At 67.7% G+C, this 16626-nt stretch carries 14 protein-coding genes; 6 read left to right on the top strand and 8 right to left on the bottom strand.

Features of this window, described 5'->3' with window-relative positions:
• Window positions 1–124: 124 nt before the first annotated feature.
• Window positions 125–1447: a UDP-glucose dehydrogenase family protein gene (locus tag AC3ERS_RS16000; RefSeq protein WP_431968160.1), complete on the bottom strand. Its 1323-nt coding sequence runs from the start codon at window positions 1445–1447 to the stop codon at window positions 125–127.
• A gap of 141 nt (window positions 1448–1588) precedes the next feature.
• Between AC3ERS_RS16000 and AC3ERS_RS15995 the strand changes: the two genes are divergently transcribed.
• The 5 genes from AC3ERS_RS15995 (at window position 1589) to AC3ERS_RS15975 (ending at window position 5812) form a co-directional block, all read left to right on the top strand.
• Window positions 1589–2125, top strand: coding sequence for a YdcF family protein (locus AC3ERS_RS15995; protein WP_431968158.1), 537 nt, complete (start codon window positions 1589–1591; stop codon window positions 2123–2125).
• 129 nt (window positions 2126–2254) lie between these two features.
• Window positions 2255–2512: a hypothetical protein gene (locus AC3ERS_RS15990; protein ID WP_431968156.1), complete on the top strand. Its 258-nt coding sequence runs from the start codon at window positions 2255–2257 to the stop codon at window positions 2510–2512.
• The gene (locus tag AC3ERS_RS15985; protein WP_431968154.1) at window positions 2509–2916 is read left to right on the top strand and encodes a type II toxin-antitoxin system VapC family toxin; all 408 of its coding nucleotides are present in this window, start codon (window positions 2509–2511) and stop codon (window positions 2914–2916) included. Before AC3ERS_RS15990 ends, AC3ERS_RS15985 begins: the two co-directional genes overlap by 4 nt.
• A gap of 518 nt (window positions 2917–3434) precedes the next feature.
• A complete protein-coding gene (locus AC3ERS_RS15980; RefSeq protein ID WP_431968152.1) occupies window positions 3435–4664 on the top strand; it encodes an acyl-CoA dehydrogenase family protein in 1230 nt (409 codons plus the stop codon).
• Window positions 4664–5812 (top strand): acyl-CoA dehydrogenase family protein, encoded by a 1149-nt coding sequence (locus AC3ERS_RS15975; protein ID WP_431968150.1) that lies wholly within the window; start codon window positions 4664–4666, stop codon window positions 5810–5812. Before AC3ERS_RS15980 ends, AC3ERS_RS15975 begins: the two co-directional genes overlap by 1 nt.
• Window positions 5813–5825: 13 nt before the next feature.
• Here AC3ERS_RS15975 and AC3ERS_RS15970 read toward each other — a convergent pair whose 3' ends face one another.
• From AC3ERS_RS15970 to AC3ERS_RS15960, 3 genes are all read right to left on the bottom strand, one after another.
• A complete protein-coding gene (locus AC3ERS_RS15970; RefSeq protein ID WP_431968148.1) occupies window positions 5826–6395 on the bottom strand; it encodes a PIN domain-containing protein in 570 nt (189 codons plus the stop codon).
• A complete protein-coding gene (locus tag AC3ERS_RS15965) occupies window positions 6395–6916 on the bottom strand; it encodes an excisionase family DNA-binding protein (RefSeq protein WP_431968146.1) in 522 nt (173 codons plus the stop codon). The genes AC3ERS_RS15970 and AC3ERS_RS15965 overlap by 1 nt, the downstream gene beginning before the upstream one ends.
• A 126-nt stretch (window positions 6917–7042) precedes the next feature.
• On the bottom strand, window positions 7043–10294 hold the full coding sequence (locus AC3ERS_RS15960) for a (Fe-S)-binding protein (RefSeq protein WP_431968144.1): 3252 nt from the start codon (window positions 10292–10294) through the stop codon (window positions 7043–7045).
• A 521-nt stretch (window positions 10295–10815) separates the two neighbouring features.
• On the opposite strand from AC3ERS_RS15960, the gene AC3ERS_RS15955 reads away from it, so the two are divergent.
• Window positions 10816–11487 (top strand): DUF8020 domain-containing protein, encoded by a 672-nt coding sequence (locus AC3ERS_RS15955; RefSeq protein WP_431968142.1) that lies wholly within the window; start codon window positions 10816–10818, stop codon window positions 11485–11487.
• A 93-nt stretch (window positions 11488–11580) separates the two neighbouring features.
• On the opposite strand, the gene AC3ERS_RS15950 is transcribed toward AC3ERS_RS15955, so the two are convergent.
• From AC3ERS_RS15950 to AC3ERS_RS15935, 4 genes are all read right to left on the bottom strand, one after another.
• Window positions 11581–12498 (bottom strand): NRDE family protein, encoded by a 918-nt coding sequence (locus AC3ERS_RS15950; protein ID WP_431968140.1) that lies wholly within the window; start codon window positions 12496–12498, stop codon window positions 11581–11583.
• A gap of 82 nt (window positions 12499–12580) precedes the next feature.
• Window positions 12581–13888: a S1 family peptidase gene (locus AC3ERS_RS15945; RefSeq protein WP_488186846.1), complete on the bottom strand. Its 1308-nt coding sequence runs from the start codon at window positions 13886–13888 to the stop codon at window positions 12581–12583.
• An 88-nt stretch (window positions 13889–13976) separates the two neighbouring features.
• Window positions 13977–15332, bottom strand: coding sequence for a S1 family peptidase (locus AC3ERS_RS15940; RefSeq protein WP_431968136.1), 1356 nt, complete (start codon window positions 15330–15332; stop codon window positions 13977–13979).
• A 165-nt stretch (window positions 15333–15497) separates the two neighbouring features.
• The gene (locus tag AC3ERS_RS15935; RefSeq protein ID WP_431968134.1) at window positions 15498–16607 is read right to left on the bottom strand and encodes a hypothetical protein; all 1110 of its coding nucleotides are present in this window, start codon (window positions 16605–16607) and stop codon (window positions 15498–15500) included.
• Between the last annotated feature and the right edge of the window lie 19 nt (window positions 16608–16626).

The raw sequence follows: 16626 nt of genomic DNA, 5'->3' as shown, positions 1-16626 counted from the left end.
CTTCACGACAAAGCGAGCTCGCGTCGTCATCGACGCGAACCGCTCCCGGGACCCTACCGGCGGCGCTCAGTCGCACACGAGGCAGGCGGGATCGGGTGATCCAGCGCGGCCTCGCCAGGCAACTCTACGGTGTGCCGAGTCCGGCGTACACCCATCCCGCCTCTCTCCAGGTGGCACGATTGAGACAGTTTCGGCCGTCGATGATCGACCTGCCGCGCACCACCCGATCCAGGTCCTCGGGGCGCAGCGCGGTGAACTCGTCCCACTCTGTGAGCACCAGCACCACGTCGGCGCGGTCGCACGCCTCGGCCACCGAAGTCGCGTAGTTGAGGGTGGGGAAGACGCGGCGCGAATTCTCCAGCGCCTTCGGGTCGTACACGGTCACCACCGCCCCGTGCAACTGGATCATGCCCGCGACGTTCAACGCGGGGGAATCGCGCACGTCGTCGGACTCCGGTTTGAAGGCCGCGCCGAGCACCGCGACATTGGCGCCGAGCAGCGAGCCGCCGCACGCCTTGGCCGCCATGTCGACCACCTTGGTGCGACGGCGCATGTTGATGTTGTCGACCTCGCGCAGGAACGCGACGGCGTGATCGGCGCCCAGCTCACCGGAGCGGGCCATGAAGGCCCGGATGTCCTTGGGCAGACATCCGCCGCCGAAACCCAAGCCCGCGTTGAGGAATCGGCGACCGATGCGCGCGTCGTAACCGAGCGCGTCGGCGAGCACAGTGACGTCGGCACCGGTCGCCTCGCACACCTCGGAGACCGCGTTGATGAACGAGATCTTCGTCGCGAGAAAAGCATTCGCGGAGACCTTCACCAATTCGGCCGTGGCCAAATCGGTCAGCAGGAAAGGGACTTCCGCGGCGATCAGATCGGCGTAGATCTCGCGGACCAAATCCTCGACCCAGTCGGCATTCTCGCGAGCGCGGTCCACGCCCAGCACCAACCGGTCGGGACGCAGCGTGTCCTGTACGGCGAAACCCTCGCGCAGGAACTCCGGATTCCACGCCACCTCGACCTCGGCGCCTGCCAGCTTCCGCGCCCGCGCGCCCAGCGCCGCGGCCGTGCCCACCGGAACGGTCGACTTGCCGACGAGCACGGAGGGGCGCTCCAGCATCGGCGCGAGCGTATCCACCACGGCGTGCACGTATTTCAGGTCCGCGGCGTACTCCCCCTTCTTCTGCGGCGTGCCGACGCCGAGGAAGTGCACCTCGGCGTGGGCGGCGGCCTCCGGATAGGAGGTGGTGAACCGCAGCCTGCCCGCATCCAGATTCCGGCGCAGCACCTCCTCGAGGCCGGGCTCGTAGAACGGCACCACGCCGTCGGACAGCTTCGCCACCTTGCCCGGATCGACGTCCACCCCGATCACGTCGTGCCCGAGCTCGGCCATACACGCGGCGTGCGTGGCCCCCAGGTACCCGGTTCCGAAGACTGTGCATCGCATGATCGATTGGTAAGCCCCGACGATGGCCACGCCACGTCAGCGAGGCAAGGGTCACGGCAACAGCAGGTGTACAGGTGGAAACAGCCCCGGGTCGGCGGCGATGACCTGCGATGATGCGGTGCCCGCATACCATCGGAAGTCGTGCGACGACGTTCGGTGACCCGTGCCGTGATCGGCCTTGCCGCGGTGCTCGTCCTCGTGGTGGTCGCGCTGTGGCCGGTCTACGTCCGGCCTCGCACCGACCAGCCCGCGACGGCCGACGCGATCCTGGTCCTCGGCGGCGCGCGCGACGGCCGCGAGCAGCTCGGCCTGCGCCTTGCCGCGGAGGGCTACGCGCCGCGGGTGCTCTTCTCCGACCCCTACGAGTACAGCGCGACGATGAACCGCATCTGTCACGGCGGGTACCGCTTCGAGGTCATCTGCTTCGACCCGTCCCCGCGCACCACCCGCGGCGAGGGACGTGAACTCGCCCGCAGGGCGCGTGCCGAAGGGTGGCGCCGCGTCATCGTCGTCACCTTCACCCCGCACGTCTCCCGCGCCCGCTACATCATCGGAAAGTGCTGGGACGGAGAACTTCTCTTCGTCGACCCCCAACCCGACCTCTCCGTCGCCCGCTGGGCGTACGACTACGCCTACCAATCGGCGGGGTACACGCGGGCATTCTTCGAAGACTGCTAGCTGACTGATGAACCCGGACCGTGCGAGGTCAGCTGCCGAACACCTCTGATTCCGAGCGGAGGTCAGCCAGTCGATCACACTGTTTCCCTGTAGGCCTTTGCGAGGAGGATCGCTGGTAGGATAAGTCTTATGAGTGAGAATACCGGGAAGTATTCGATCACCATGCCGCGCGACATCGCGGACGCCGCCCGTGCTCGCAGTGGGCCTTCCGGGTTCTCCAGCTATGTGGCCGCCGCTGTGGCCCGGCAGATCGAACGGGACAACCTTAACGAGATCATCGCGGTCGCCGAGGCGGAACACGGGCCTGTCACGGAGGAAGAGGTCCAGGCACTCCGCGATCAGCTTCGGCAAGTGCGAGCAGCGCAGCGTGAGACGAACGTGGCATGAGTGCGGCGGCGCCTGGCGGAACGCTCGTTCTGGACAGTGAGGGTCTGTCCAAAGCTGTTCTGCGGGACCGTGCGATAACCAGCTGGCTCGCGCTGGCCCGGGCAGACGACCTGCGTGTGATCACTTCGGCGGCGACGATCGTCGAAGTGATCCATCCGCGCATAAAGCGCCCGGCCTTGGAATGGATACTGTCCCGCCTGGTTGTCGAGCCGATCACCGAGGAAATCGCTCGCCACGCGGCCACCCTCCTGGGTCAGGCGGGTCTACATGGCCACAAGCACGCCATCGACGCGATGCTCTGCGCTACTGCCCTCTCCGCTCCAGGGCCAACCACAATCCTCACGTCCGATCCGGACGACCTCACCGCCTTGTGTGGAGCGAAGGTCACGGTCATGAAAGTGTGACCGAGTTGGGCGATCGACGGGTCACCGTACCCGCTGGATCATCGATCAGACCGAATTCATCGACTACGGAATAGATTGTGTCGGAGCCGATATGGCCGTCGAGGCCGGTGTCGGCGGTGGTCAGGTCCAACGCCTCCCGGTGTCCGTCGTCCAGGGCGAATGTGGCGGTCGGAGCAATCCACGCTGATGGCTCGTCCAGGGTCGAAGATGGGCGCGAAAGCGCCGGACTCGGGCACGCCGAGCCGCCAGGTAGAGCAGATCATTGATATCTGCGCGGCGGAGGCGATGCATCATGCGCGTCCGTTCCGAGGATGCGATCCAGTTGCCGCAGGCCCGTCGCACGGTTCGCAGACGTCATATCTCTTGTGAGGCGTGTGGAACCTCTGCGGGGACGCGGGTGAGGCAACTGCGGGCGGGTTGCTTCAGTTTGATTTCGGGATGTGGGTGGGCTTACATTGGGGGCGTGTTGGCCGGTGGCCAATAGTGGTGCACTGTGGCATACCCCGCCGGGAGGACAGATGGATTACGACTGGTCAGCGGCCGATCTGGCCTTTCGGGACGAGGTGCGGGGGTTTCTGGCCGCGAAGCTGACGCCGGAGTTGCGGCGAGCGGGGCGGCTGGCGACGAGCGTGTACCCGGACCACGAGGCCAGCACGGAGTGGCAGCGGATTCTGCACGAGCGCGGATGGGCCGCGCCGCACTGGCCGGTGGAGCACGGCGGGTGTGATTGGAGCCTGACCCAGCACTACATCTTCAGCAGGGAGTCGACGCTCGCGGGCGCGCCGACGCTCTCGCCGATGGGGATCAGGATGGTCGCGCCCGCGATCATCGCGTTCGGCACGCCGGAGCAGAAGGCTTTCTATCTGCCGCGCATCCTGACCGGTGAGATCTTCTTCTGCCAGGGATATTCGGAACCGGAGGCGGGCTCGGACCTCGCCTCGCTCAGCATGGCGGCCGTCGACGACGGCGACGATTTCGTCTGCACCGGAAGCAAGATCTGGACCACCCACGCCACCGAGGCGAACTGGATCTTCTGCCTGGTGCGCACCTCGCGCACGGGAAAGAAGCAGCAGGGCATCACCTTCCTGCTCATCGACATGACGACCCCGGGCATCGAGATCCGCCCGCTGGTGATGACCTCCGGCGAACAGGTGCAGAACCAGGTGTTCTTCGACAATGTGCGGGTGCCGAAGAGCAATGTGCTCGGCCGCGTCGATGACGGCTGGACCGTCGCGAAGTACCTGCTCGTGCACGAACGCGGCGGCGCGGCGGCGCCGATGTTGCAGGTCATGGGCCAGGAGCTGGCCGAGGCGGCGGCGCGGCAGCCGGGCCCGGACGGCAACCCGCTGATCGACGACCCGAGCTTCGCCACCCGATTGGCCGACGCGCGGATTCGCACCGAGGTGCTGGAAGTGCTGGAGTACCGGACGATTTCGGCGATGGCGCAGGGCAAGGACCCGGGCCCGGCGTCCTCGATGCTGAAGATCCTGGCGACCGAACTCAGCCAGCAGCTCACCGAACTCGCGCTGGATGCGGCGGGTCCGGCCGGACGCGTCTACCAGCCGCACGCCACCGCGCCGGGCGGGCCGATCGCCGAATTCGCCGCTCCCGCAGACGGTTACCACAGCGGAGCGGACTGGCAGGCCGTCGCGCCGCTGCGCTACTTCAACGACCGCGCGGGATCGATCTACGCGGGCAGCAACGAAATTCAGCGAAACATCCTCGCCAAAGCAGCATTGGGGCTCTGATGGACTTCACACTCACCGAGGAGCAGCAGCTGCTGCGCGATGCGGTCGCCGGATTCCTCGGCGTCCGCTACGACTTGGAGAAGAGCAGGGCCGCCGCCAAATCGGCGCAGGGCTGGCAGCCCGCCGTCTGGCGCGGATTCGCCGACGAGCTCGGGATTCTCGGCGCGACCCTGCCCGAACGGGTCGACGGGATGGGCGGTGGCGCAGTCGAATTGATGGTCATCGCCGAGGAGCTCGGCCGGGCGCTGGTGATCGAGCCGTTCGTCGACACCGTCGTCGTGGGGGCCGGTCTGCTGGAACGGTCGGGTGGTTCGCGCGTCGACGAGGTGCTGCGCGGCATCGTCGCGGGCGACGTCCGCACCGCGTTCGCGGCGCTGGAACCCAGCTCGGGGCAGACGCTGCACGATGTCGGCACCCTGGCGCGACGCGACGGCGATTCCTGGGTGCTCGACGGCGCCAAGTGCGTGGTGACCAGTGCGCCGCTCGCGACGCACCTGCTCGTCGCCGCCCGCACCTCGGGTGAGCGGCGCGATCGGGCCGGAATCTCGTTGTTCCTCACCGAATTCGATGCGGCGAACCCGCCCGCCGGAGTCGAGGTGCACTCCTACCGCACCATCGACGACCGTGTCGGATCCGATCTCGTCCTCACCGAATTCCGGCTCCCCGCCGACGCGCTGCTCGGCGCCGAGGGCGCGGCATGGGACGTCATCGAACCCACCGTGGACGCGGCGATCGCCGCGATCTGCGCCGAAGCGGTCGGTTGCCTGCGCAAGGTGCTCGCCGACACCGTCGAATACGCCAAGCAGCGCCAGCAATTCGGCGTGCCCATCGGCAGTTTCCAGGCGCTGCAACACCGCATGGTCGACATGTACATGGAACTGGAGCAGGCCATCGCGGCATCCCACCTCGCTGCCCACGCCCTCTCCGCCGCCCCCGCCGACCGCGCCCGCGCCCTCTCCGCCGCCAAGGTCACCGTCGGCCGCGCTGCCCGCTTCATCGGCCAGAACGCCGTCCAACTCCACGGCGCCATGGGCATGACCGAAGAACTCGCCATCGGCCACTACTTCAAACGCCTCACCGCCCTGGAACGCGAATTCGGCAGCACCGACTACCACCGCGCCCGGTACGCGCAGCTGACCAGGCCGTAGTCGGCGGCGCGGATCAAGCGCCGAGCATCAGTTCGACGGCCTCGTGCATCTTGTAGCGGGTGGCGAGGATGTCGAGAAGTTGATCGACCGTCTGCGGTGGGTCGCGGTGACGCGATGAGATCTGTCGGATGGCGGCCAGGGCGCGGACCGGGTCGACAGCGCAAGTGTTCGCGGCGAACTCGGCGGCGCCGACGACCTGCAAGCCGGTCGGCATCAGGTGCGACGGGAAATGGCGCACGTTCTCGGTGACGAGGGCTCCGGCATTGCTGACGACCGCCGCCGCGGCGGCGTGCTCGTCGTCCGGATCGGGCAGACCGAACGAGCCTTCGAGCGGTTCCCAACCGCATACCAGCGCGTCGTCGAAGGCGCGCGTCATCACCGCGAGAAGACCGGATGCTCGCCGTTTCGCGGTCTGCGGATCCGTGCCGCGGCGGACGAGCTTGCGCTCCTCGTGGAGTTCGAGTTCGGCCAGGATGGCGTCGTTCCAGAGCGGCCGGTAGAGGTTCTCCACGGCCAACGACAGCAGGAAGTCGCGCTGCAGGCTCGGCCAGAGGACGCAGGTGTCCAGCACCGCGCCGAACATCAGCCGCGCCGTCTTCGCGCGACCTCCTTGCGAATCTCGCGTAGCTGAGCGCGCACGGCATCCGGATCGTCTTCGTCGTCGAGCTCGACCGAGCTCGCGGCGAGAGCCTCGTACTGCCGCTTTCGGCGCTCGTCTCGGTAGGCGAGGACATCGGTCAGCAGGACGCGGCGGCGGGATCCGGTTCGCTCCGCTGGGATTTCGTTCGCATCGATGAGACGCACCACGGTCGGCCGACTCACGCTGAGCAGGTCGGCGGCTTGTTGAGTGGTCAGCGTCATGCTCTGCGGCGCGACGGTGACGGCCTTGCCCTCGCGAAGTGCCGCGACGACCTGGACCAGGACGCGGTGCACCGATTCAGGCACCTCGACCTGGTCGTGCTCGTCCGCGCCGACCAGCAGATACCGGGGGCGAATGCGGTCACCGCGACGCGATTCGTGGGCCGCGAGGAAGCTCACGACGGGGGCTAGTTCCTCAGTCGGCTCAGGCAGGTAGGTGTGCTGTTGCAAGGCTTCGGACGACATCTACGCGGCCTCCTTTCAAAGGAAGCGTAACGCGTTTCGAATTTTTCGCATAGCAACTCTTCGAAAGCACTCGGCCCGGGTTCTGATCGAACCCGGGCCGAGGCTTGTGTTCAGTTGGGAGCCGCGTCAGTTCTTGCGGCCGGGGGCCTTCGCACCCGACTTGAAGCCGAGGCCGCCCGGCTTGGCGGCCGGGGGTGCGGCGACGGAGCCGTTGCCGGAGGTGCCGTTGGTGGGCTGCTCCGGTGCGGGTTCGGCGGGGGCTTCCGCGGCGGGGGCCGGGTCGGCCGGAGCCGGCTCGGCGGGGGCCGAGGTCGCGGCGGCGCCGGGGGCCTTGGGGCCGGGGCGTTTGAAGCCGGACTTCATGGCCAGGCCCTTGGCGGCGATGGTCGGCTTGACTTCGGCGGGGGCCGAAACCGTCTCGGCGGCAGGCGCTTGGGCGGTGGGAGCCGACTCGGTCGCGGGAGCGGCCGTTGCCGTGGCGGGAGCCGCGGCTTCGGGTGCCTTGGTGCCGGGTGCCTTGGCGGCGCCCTTCATCGCCAGGCCCTTACCGCCGGGTGCCTTGGCCGCACCCTTCATGCCCAGTCCCTTGACGGGCGGGGCGGCGGGCGCTTCGGCGGCGGGCGCGGATTCGGGAGCCGCTTCGGGGGCCGGAGCTGCTTCCGTCTTCGCACCGGGTGCCTTCGCAGCACCCTTCATCCCGAGCCCCTTGCCGGGTGCCTTGGCCGGACCCTTCATGGCCAGACCCTTGACGGGCGCCGCCGGGGCTTCCGCGGCCGGAGCTTCGGCGGCCGGAGCCGCCGCAGCCTGCGCACCCGGCGCCTTCGCAGCACCCTTCATGCCGAGACCCTTGCCGGGTGCCTTGGCCGGACCCTTCATGGCCAGACCCTTGGCAGGCGCGGCCGAAGCTTCCGCAGCGGGCGCTTCGTCGGCCGCAGCCGCGGCCTTGGCACCGGGCGCCTTCGCGGCACCCTTCATGCCGAGACCCTTGCCGGGTGCCTTGGCCGGGCCCTTCATCGCCAGGCCACCACCAGCCGGAGCCGCCTTGGCCGGTGCCGGGGTCTCGGTCGCCACCGCGACAGGCTCCGGCTCGGGCTCGGCCTCGGGTTCGGGTTCGGTCTTGGGCTCCTGGATGACGGTCAGGTTCTGGGTCAGCGTGGCGGGCTCGACACGGGTGATGGCATCGAGCATCAGCTGCGCGACGTCGACGACCTCGACACCCTCGCCCTCGCCCTTCTCCTGACGCGCGGTGACACCGTCGTTGAGCATCACCCGGCAGAACGGGCAACCGGTCGCGATCTTCCCCGCACCCGAACCACCGTTCGACGCGGCCAGGGTCGACAGACCCTCATCGACCCGGTCGATGTTGATCCGCTTGCCGAGCTGCTCTTCCATCCACATCCGCGCGCCACCGGCACCACAGCACATGGACCGCTCACCATGACGCGGCATCTCCACCAGCGTCGAACCCGAAGCTTCCATCAACTCACGCGGCGCGTTGTAGACCTTGTTGTGCCGGCCCAGGTAGCAGGGGTCGTGGTAGGTGACGTTCTGGGTCACCGACGCCACCGGGATCAGCTTCTTCTGCCGCACCAGACGATTCAGCAACTGCGTGTGGTGCACCACCTCGTAGCTGCCACCCACCTGCGGGTACTCGTTGTTGAGCGCGTTGAAGCAATGCGCACAGGTCACCACGATCTTCTTGCGGCGATCCTCCACACCGGCGAACACCGAGTTCAACAACTCGATGTTCTGCTGCGCGAGCTGCTGGAACAAGAACTCGTTACCCGCCCGGCGCGCCGAGTCACCGGTGCAGGTCTCCTCCTGACCCAACACCATGAACTTCACCCCCGCGGTCGCCAGCAACTCGGCCACGGCCTTGGTGGTCTTCTTCGCACGATCCTCATACGCACCCGCGCAACCAACCCAGAACAGGTACTCATAACCGTCGAAGCTGTCCGCGTCCCGCCCGAACACCGGGATCTGGAAGTCGAGCTCGTTGATCCAGTTCAGACGGTCCTTGGCGTTCTGACCCCACGGGTTGCCCTTGTTCTCCAAGTTCTTGAACAGACCGGCCAGCTCGGAGGGGAACTCCGACTCGATCAACACCTGATAGCGGCGCATGTCGATGATGTGATCGACATGCTCGATATCCACCGGGCACTGCTCCACACACGCACCACAGGTGGTGCACGACCACAACACCTCCGGGTCGATGATGCCGCCGACGTCCTCACCACCGACCAGCGGACGCGCCGCCTCGGCGCGAGCCGCTTCGGAGATCCTGGCCAGCGCGGCCTCGTCCGGCTTGCCCTCGGCGTCGACCAGACCGACCTCCTCACCACCCATGTCCGTGCGGCCACCGGCCAGCAGATACGGGGCCTTGGCATAGGTGTGATCACGCAGCGACATGATCAACAACTTCGGCGAGAGCGGCTTACCGGTATTCCACGCCGGACACTGCGACTGACAACGACCACACTCAGTACACGTGGTGAAGTCGAGAATGCCCTTCCACGAGAAATCCTCGATCCGACCCGCACCCAGGGTGTCGGTATCGGGGTCGACGTTCTCCATATCCAGCGCCTTACCACCCGACATCATCGGCTTGGCCGCACCCAGCGCAACCCCGCCATCGTCCTCACGCTTGAAATAGATGTTCGGGAAGGCCGAGAAACGGTGCCACGCAACACCCCAGGTGACATTGCGGCCGACCAGGTACAGGAACGCCATACCGGACATCAGCTTGATGAACGCGAAGATCGACACCATGACCGGGCTGGCGGGCAGCAGCTTGGCCACCTGCATGGTGAAGAAGTCGGTCGCGGCGTTGGAGTGGTGGTAGGTCGCGATCTTGCCGGCCTTCACGAAGATCATGCCGAGGCCTTCCATCAGCACGATCGTCTCGATGACGTAAGCCGGGGCGAACTTCGAGCCGCCGAAGCGGGAAAGGCGCTCGGGAACCCGCGGGTGGTTCAGCTGACGGATGGCGATCAGCGTCACGATGCCGACCACGGTGGCGATGCCGAGGATCTCGTCCGCCAGGTGGTAGATAGCCCAGCCGCCGACGACCGGCCAGTGGAACTCGGGGTCGAACGTCTGTCCGTACGCCTCGAACCACAGTACGAAGCCGGCGAGGAAGCCGATCATCACGAGCCAGTGCGCCCAGCCGACGGTGCGGAACTTGTTCATGCGGGTGTGCGCGATGAACTCCACGAACATCTGCTTGAAGCGCGGGAAGAACGGTCGCCACCGATCGGGCGCGCCCTGTCCGACCATGATGGTGCGAGCGATGTTCCTGACGCCGCCGAAGAACGACGCCCAGCACAGGAGGCTGAGCGCCGCTCCGAATGTGCCCAGCGTCACTGTCAGGGCATTCATGTCGCGACCTTTCTTTGAGGCAACACGAGCGACTGGTGCGGCAGGCATGCCGTACCGGTTGGTCGTATCGTAACTGCCAGTAAGTTACTCGCCGGTAACTTATAGTGTCTATCGTACGATCGGTATTTGAGGTCCGCCCCCACTTGCTGGGGCTTGACCTGATATTTACTTGTGATCAATCTCACATAGATTCTCGAAGTCCGTCGTGAGATCAGCCGGTAACCACCGTAAACACCGAGCAAGTCACACCAATCGGTAAGGACAGGCTTACTCGGCGGAATCTGCTAGGGATCTCGCTTCTGGGCGCTCGTTCGATTACGCTCACGTCGTTCTGTTTGCCACGCCTGTCTTCGCACCGCTCGGGGAGAATCCGTAGGGGCCGACCGTCTTTCGGGTTGAATGAGCTCTCGCGTGTCGAAGCGGCGTGCGGACAACAACCCTGTGATGGATTGGAAACTGAATTGAATCTCCGCAGAACCACCGCGGCCGCCGCGTTGGTCATTGGCGCGATGACCATCGGTATGGGTACTGCTCACGCCGAGCCCGCCGACCCTGCGCAGGCCATCAACTACTCGGTCAAGCTGGTGGACAAGACGGTCGTGACCACGCTCAAGGGGGGGACCTTCGAGCTGGCCAAGTCGTCCGATGATGTCAAGGAAAACGACATCTACCTGGTCAAGGACGACGCGGGCAACACCGTCATCGAGCTGCCGCTCGACTTCAAGGTCGCCGACATCGCGGTGCCGGTGAAGCCGGAGCTCAAGAACGACGGCAAGGTGCTCGAACTGACGCCGGACCAGAACGCGATCCCGGCCGACCAGAAGGCGAGCATCGCGACCAACACGGTCAACGTCGTCGCCAAGCCGATCGCCTCGCCGATCGAGAACCAGCGGGCGCAGAACGAGTTCGCCAGCCAGTTCGGCATCGCCACCGCCGTCGGCGGCTTCCTCGGCACCGCCGTGGGCGTCATCGCGGGCGGCGTCATCGGTTGCATCCTCGGCCTGCCGCTGCTCGGTGTCGGCTGCATCCCGGCCGCCATCGCCGGTGCGGGCATCGGCGGCATCCTGGGCACCATCGCCGTCGGTGGCCCGGCTCTCGCCGTCGCGGGCATGGACCTGATCAACACCCTGCAGGCTCCGGAAGGCACCACCAAGTGGGCCGACAAGCCGAAGGCTGCGCAGGCCGCGAACTGACTCGGCTCTTCACGTACGACCGGCCTGTTCCCTTCGGGGAGCGGGCCGGTCGTCGTTTCGCGGGTCTTCTGCCCGACGGCAATCCCCAGCGGCTCAGCTCGGCAGCTCCAGCGAGCCGTGGAAAGCGACCTCCCCCAAACGGGTTCCCAGCTCGCCGTAAGACCGCTCCGCCATCTCGAACGTGCCGTTCTCGCGGACCAGCAGGACCGTGCTCGCCCTGGTGCCGTGCACCCGATGGGCGATGAATCTCGCCGACAGCGCCCGTTCCATCTCCGGCGGGACGCCGGTGTGCGGCAGCTGATCGTCCGGGACCTCGGTGTGATCGGAGAGCACGTCGTAATACCGGTCCAGCGCACCGGGATCGGATTCCACCACCTTGCGCAGTTCGGTCAGGCCGTCCTGCACCTTGGGCCAGATCCGCTCGGGCGCCTCGAGTTCGGCGCCGGGCGTCGCCTCGGCCGACGTGACGAAGGTGCCGTTGGAGAGTCCGTGGAAGCCGGGAGCGAGCGGTTGCGGTGGATTCGCGCTGCGGTTCGAATGCCACCACAGCGCAGCCAGATCCGAGATCACCAGGTTGTACCCGTTGTAGTCGTCCGGCGCCGCGGCGACCTCCCGAGCGTACTTTTCCGGGCTGGGAAATTCGCCAGAGGGTTGCCTGTCGTCGCCGCCGCGCAGGAAATCCATCAGCAGAGCGCCGCGTGAACGCGCGTCTGCGCGTTGGTCATCCGGATTTCGGACGTTGGTCACCGCGGCGAAGCGATTGTGTGCACCCGCCACGCTCATCCCCAGCCAGGTGCCCGGAGGATCGCCCTCGCGCCTGCCGATCGCGCCCGTGTCGCGCCCCGCGAGCAGTCCGGGCACCTCCGGCCACCACCGCATGGATTCGGTCGGCCGGGTGTAGAACTCGTCGCGGTTGGCCGCCACGATCAACCGGTAATCCGGGTGTGCGCGCCAACCGATCAACACCAAACACATGTGGTCCAGAATGCCGGACAGGCCCCGCGCGGTCATCGGAAAGGGCAGCGGAAAAACGGTGCGAGACAGCGAAAAGGCCGCCCGCGCGAACGCAGACGGCCTTTTCGGGCAAACATGCTCAGTTGGTGCGGATCCGCAGCCCCGGGTTGTCGGAGAGGACCACGCTGACCGGCTGCGCGAACAGCTGCGGCGCGTTGCCGGTGAGCGCGCCGATCAGGTTGGGGATCTCGCAGATCGGGTAGTCGGCCACCGACGAGGCGCTGGAGATGCCGAGTGCGAGACGGCCGGTCACGATCGGGCCGCCGCTGTCGCCGGGCAGGGCGCAGATGTTGGCCGAGAAGCTCTGCGTCAGTTCACGATCGCCGACCTGCACGGTCTGGTCGACGGCGTTGACGACGCCGCAGCTGAATCCGGTGCGCGAACCCGACTTGCAGACCGGGGCGCCGACCACCGGGGTGGCCACGCCGTCGACCGCGATCGGCCCGGCGCCGGGCACCTTCACGCTGTTGTTGGAGAAGCGGTCCGCGAAGGAGTCGTTGATCCGGATGATCGAGTAGTCCTGGTTGCCGAGCACCGACTTCTGGAACACGCCGAGCTGGGCGCCGCGCCGCTCCTGAGGCAGCAGCTCGTGCACGGCCGACGGGTTGCCGAGGTCCGGGTTGCAGTGGCCCGCGGAGATGTTCACGACGTTGCCTGCGCGGTCGGTGCCGTTGAAGCCGAACGAGCAGCGCAGCTGGCTTCCGCCGCCCACCGAGGCGTAGCCGTCGCCGCCTGCCAGCGCGGCCCGGTTGTCGCCCTCGGCGATGGCGGTGCCCTGCGGCAGCAGCTCGCCCGCCACCGGCGGCGCCATCACGATGACCCGCGACGGGTCGACGAAGCTGGGCATCGGCAGGCCCGCCTGGTCCACTCGCACCGCGATGCTGTTGTTGACCGTGTCGATCACGACGCCGCGCACCAGGGCCGCGACCGCCTCGGGCTGGCTCTCCAGCCACCGATCGAACGCGCTCTTCTCGCCGCGCAGCGCCGCTTCGCTCTTGGCGACGTTGCGCACCTCGAATCCGGCCGATTCGGCCGCCTTGCGCGCCTCCTCCGCGCCGGGCCCCTGCGCCACCGCGACGATGGCCTTGCCCGCGTCGTCGAGCCAGGCGCCGCCGAACACCCCCGGGTACTGGCGCTGCGCCGAGGTGGCGAAGGCCGCGACCTGCTGGCCGAGCTCGGCGCGGCGCAGGTATTCCTCGGGCGAGATCTTCAGGTCACGGGTGACCGCGGCGATGAGATCCGAGGGCAGGGCCGGGGCGGGTTCCGCGTTCGCCACTGCCGCCGTCGGTCCGAACAGCATGATCGCCGCCGAGGCGGCGATTACTGACTTCCGGAATCTTGTCTGTCGCGCAGCTGATCGGGGTTGACCCATACGTGGCAGGAGCATGTCCAGACTATATGGGGTCCGGCCCGGTATTCCCACCCGAGCGGGGACCCCATTTTGCCTAATTCGGACTAATCCGGCGATGCGTCGGTCATCCGGCATTCGGACGGGTCCGAACCTGGATGCCGCTGCCGAGCCCGCCGCCCGCGGACTCGTCGATGTCGGCGAGGATCGCGCGGATCGGAATGCCGAGCGTCGCCGTGCCGCCGTACGGCGCGAGCGCGAGGTTCGCCTCGCTGCAGTCCGGTGCGTCGGCGGCGTTGGAGCCGCTGGTGATGCCGAGCGCCAGGGTGCCGGAGACGATCGCGCCGCCGCTGTCGCCGCCGAGGGTGCAGGCGGAGCTGGCGAAGCCGCGGATCGTCTTGCTCTCGCCCTCGGCGGTGTAAAGCTGCGTCTCGACCCGGTCGGCGACCACGAAACCGCAAGTGAATGTGGACGACTGGCCCGACTTGCACACCGGTGCGCCGGTGATCGGATCGGCGGTGCCGGTGATCGACAGGGTGGTGCCGTTCGCGCCGCGCACCGAGGGCTGGTCCATGCCCGCCCGGACGGCGCGGTCGTTGAGCTTGATCACCGAGTAGTCCAGCGCGTTCTGCCCGCCGAGCTTGGCGTTGACGAAGCTGCCCAGCTCGGGGCTGTTGGGGAGATCCTTGAGGTTGGGGAGGTAGACCCCGGCCTGCTGGTTCGCCTTGCCCACGTTCGGGTCGCAGTGGCCCGCGCTGATGTTGAGCGCGTTGCCCGCCGAATCCACGCTGTTGAAACCGAAGGAGCAGACGTCGACGTTGCGCAGCGAGGAGTCGTGCAGCGAGCTGGGCGCGCTGATGTAGGTGTCGCCGCCCATCGGCCTGCGCTCGACGGGGCCGCCGTTGCCGGGGGAAAGGATGACCTTGATGTTGGCGATCAGGGTCGGCAGGTTCAGCACGTGGCCTGCGGGGGTGTTAGCGACGCTGAGCACCAGCTGGCTGTTCAGGAAGTCGATGGCCACCGAGTTGATCGCCGCGGACAGCTCGCGCGGTAGCGAGGTGATCCACTGGTTGAGCTGCATCAGCGAGCCCTCGAGGCTGTCCGCGGAGACCGGGGCGAGGCGGGTTTGGTAGCCGTCGTCCGCGGCGATGCGGGCGGCGTCCGGCGAGGTCACCGCGACGACGGCCTTGCCGTCGGCGCCGATCCACGCGCCCGCGTAGGAATCGGGGCGTTCGGAGCGGAAGTCGCGGGCGTAGTCGCGAAGCTGCTGGGCGCGGGCCGCGCGGTCGAGGTATTCGGTGGGCGTCATCTTCAGATCGCGCGCGATCGCCTGCACCAGTTCCGCGGGCAGGGTATCGGCGGCGAGCTGGGGCGGCGCGGGTTCCGCTGTCGCCGTGCCGGACAAGGGGGCCAGAAGAACGGTCGCCGCGGCCGTGAGAGAGGCAGCCTTGACCGCGGCGCGACGCGCCACCAACTTGCGCATGAAGTCCCTTCGTCGGCACGGAAGTGCCAGCTAAATCCGTGGGCCGTCGGCGGCGAACCTCTTGGCGCACAGTCCTCGATCAGCGACCGACCGGTCGTCGCGATACATCGGACGGACCGGTCAGCGCTTCACTCTAGGGCACAAACCCCTTCCGTTCGCTACTAATCAGCGAGGCCGTGTGTTACCGGGTGTCTGCCACTGCGGGTTCCACCATTCGTACGGGTCGTAGGACGGGTACGGGTACCACGGGTTGGTGTTGCGGGCGGTGGTCGGACGCGAGGGCGCCGTCGTGGTCGGCGTGGTGGTCGGCTCGGTCGTCGGAGGGGGCGTCGGCGAGGGCTCGACGGTCGGCTCCGCTTCGGTGGTCTCGGTGATCACCACCGGCGGCTCGGCGACGGGCGGCGGGGCCACCGGCGGCGGGGCGACGCTGCTCGAGGTGCCTGACTGCGCGTCGCGCACCGACGGAACGGCGGGGGACTCCTCACCGCGGAAGAGCACGGCGACGCCGATGCCGCCGAGTACGAGTCCGATCAGCGCCGCGACCGCGATCAGCACCGAGACGCGGCGGCGGTCGCCGGACCGTGGCGTGGGCGCGGGCGCCGGCGTTTCGGGGGCCACTGTCTCGACGAGCAATTCGGTCGGCAGCGGCGTCGCGGTCGGCATCGCCGCGGAGTAGGCCTGCATACGGGTTTCGGCGGGCACCGCGGGAATGATGTCGGTCACCACGGTCGAGTTCTCGGCCGCGCCCGGATCCGGCGGCGTCGCGCCCGCGGGGGTGGCGAGTACGGAGGCCAGCGCGGCCCGCGCGGCGTCGTAGGCGAACGACTTGCCGGGTTCGGCGGTGTCGACTGCGGGCAGATCGGCCTCGCTGACCAGCACAACCGATTTCAGACCCAGGTAGTCCAGCGCCTCGCGCAGCGACTGCACCTGCTGAGCGGGCCAGGAGCCGGGGTGGGTGGCGTAGAACTCCGCTGCGCCGCTGAGGTGCTCGGTGGTCAGGTTGATCAGGCAGAACAGGGCGGTGGCGACGAGGTCCTCCGCGCGATACGCCTCGCCGTCGTCGACCGAGATACCCGCGGGGTTGCCGACCGCGCCGACGAAACCGGTGATGGAGTGTGAGTGGTCTGTCGGCGCGTCGCCGCCGAGGACGGTGTCGCCGTCGTCGGACATGTGCAGCACCGACTCTCGGACGACGTAGTGCAGGTCGCCCGAGTCGGTGACGATCGCGGCGGTGCAGTCCTCATCGGCGATCCGCAGGCCCACCCCTGTGGCCATCACATTCCTCGTTTCGGCT

The sequence above is a fragment of the Nocardia sp. bgisy134 genome, assembly GCF_057708325.1.
Note: the sequence above shows the minus strand (reverse complement) of the source record. Positions and strands in the feature narration are given on the sequence as shown.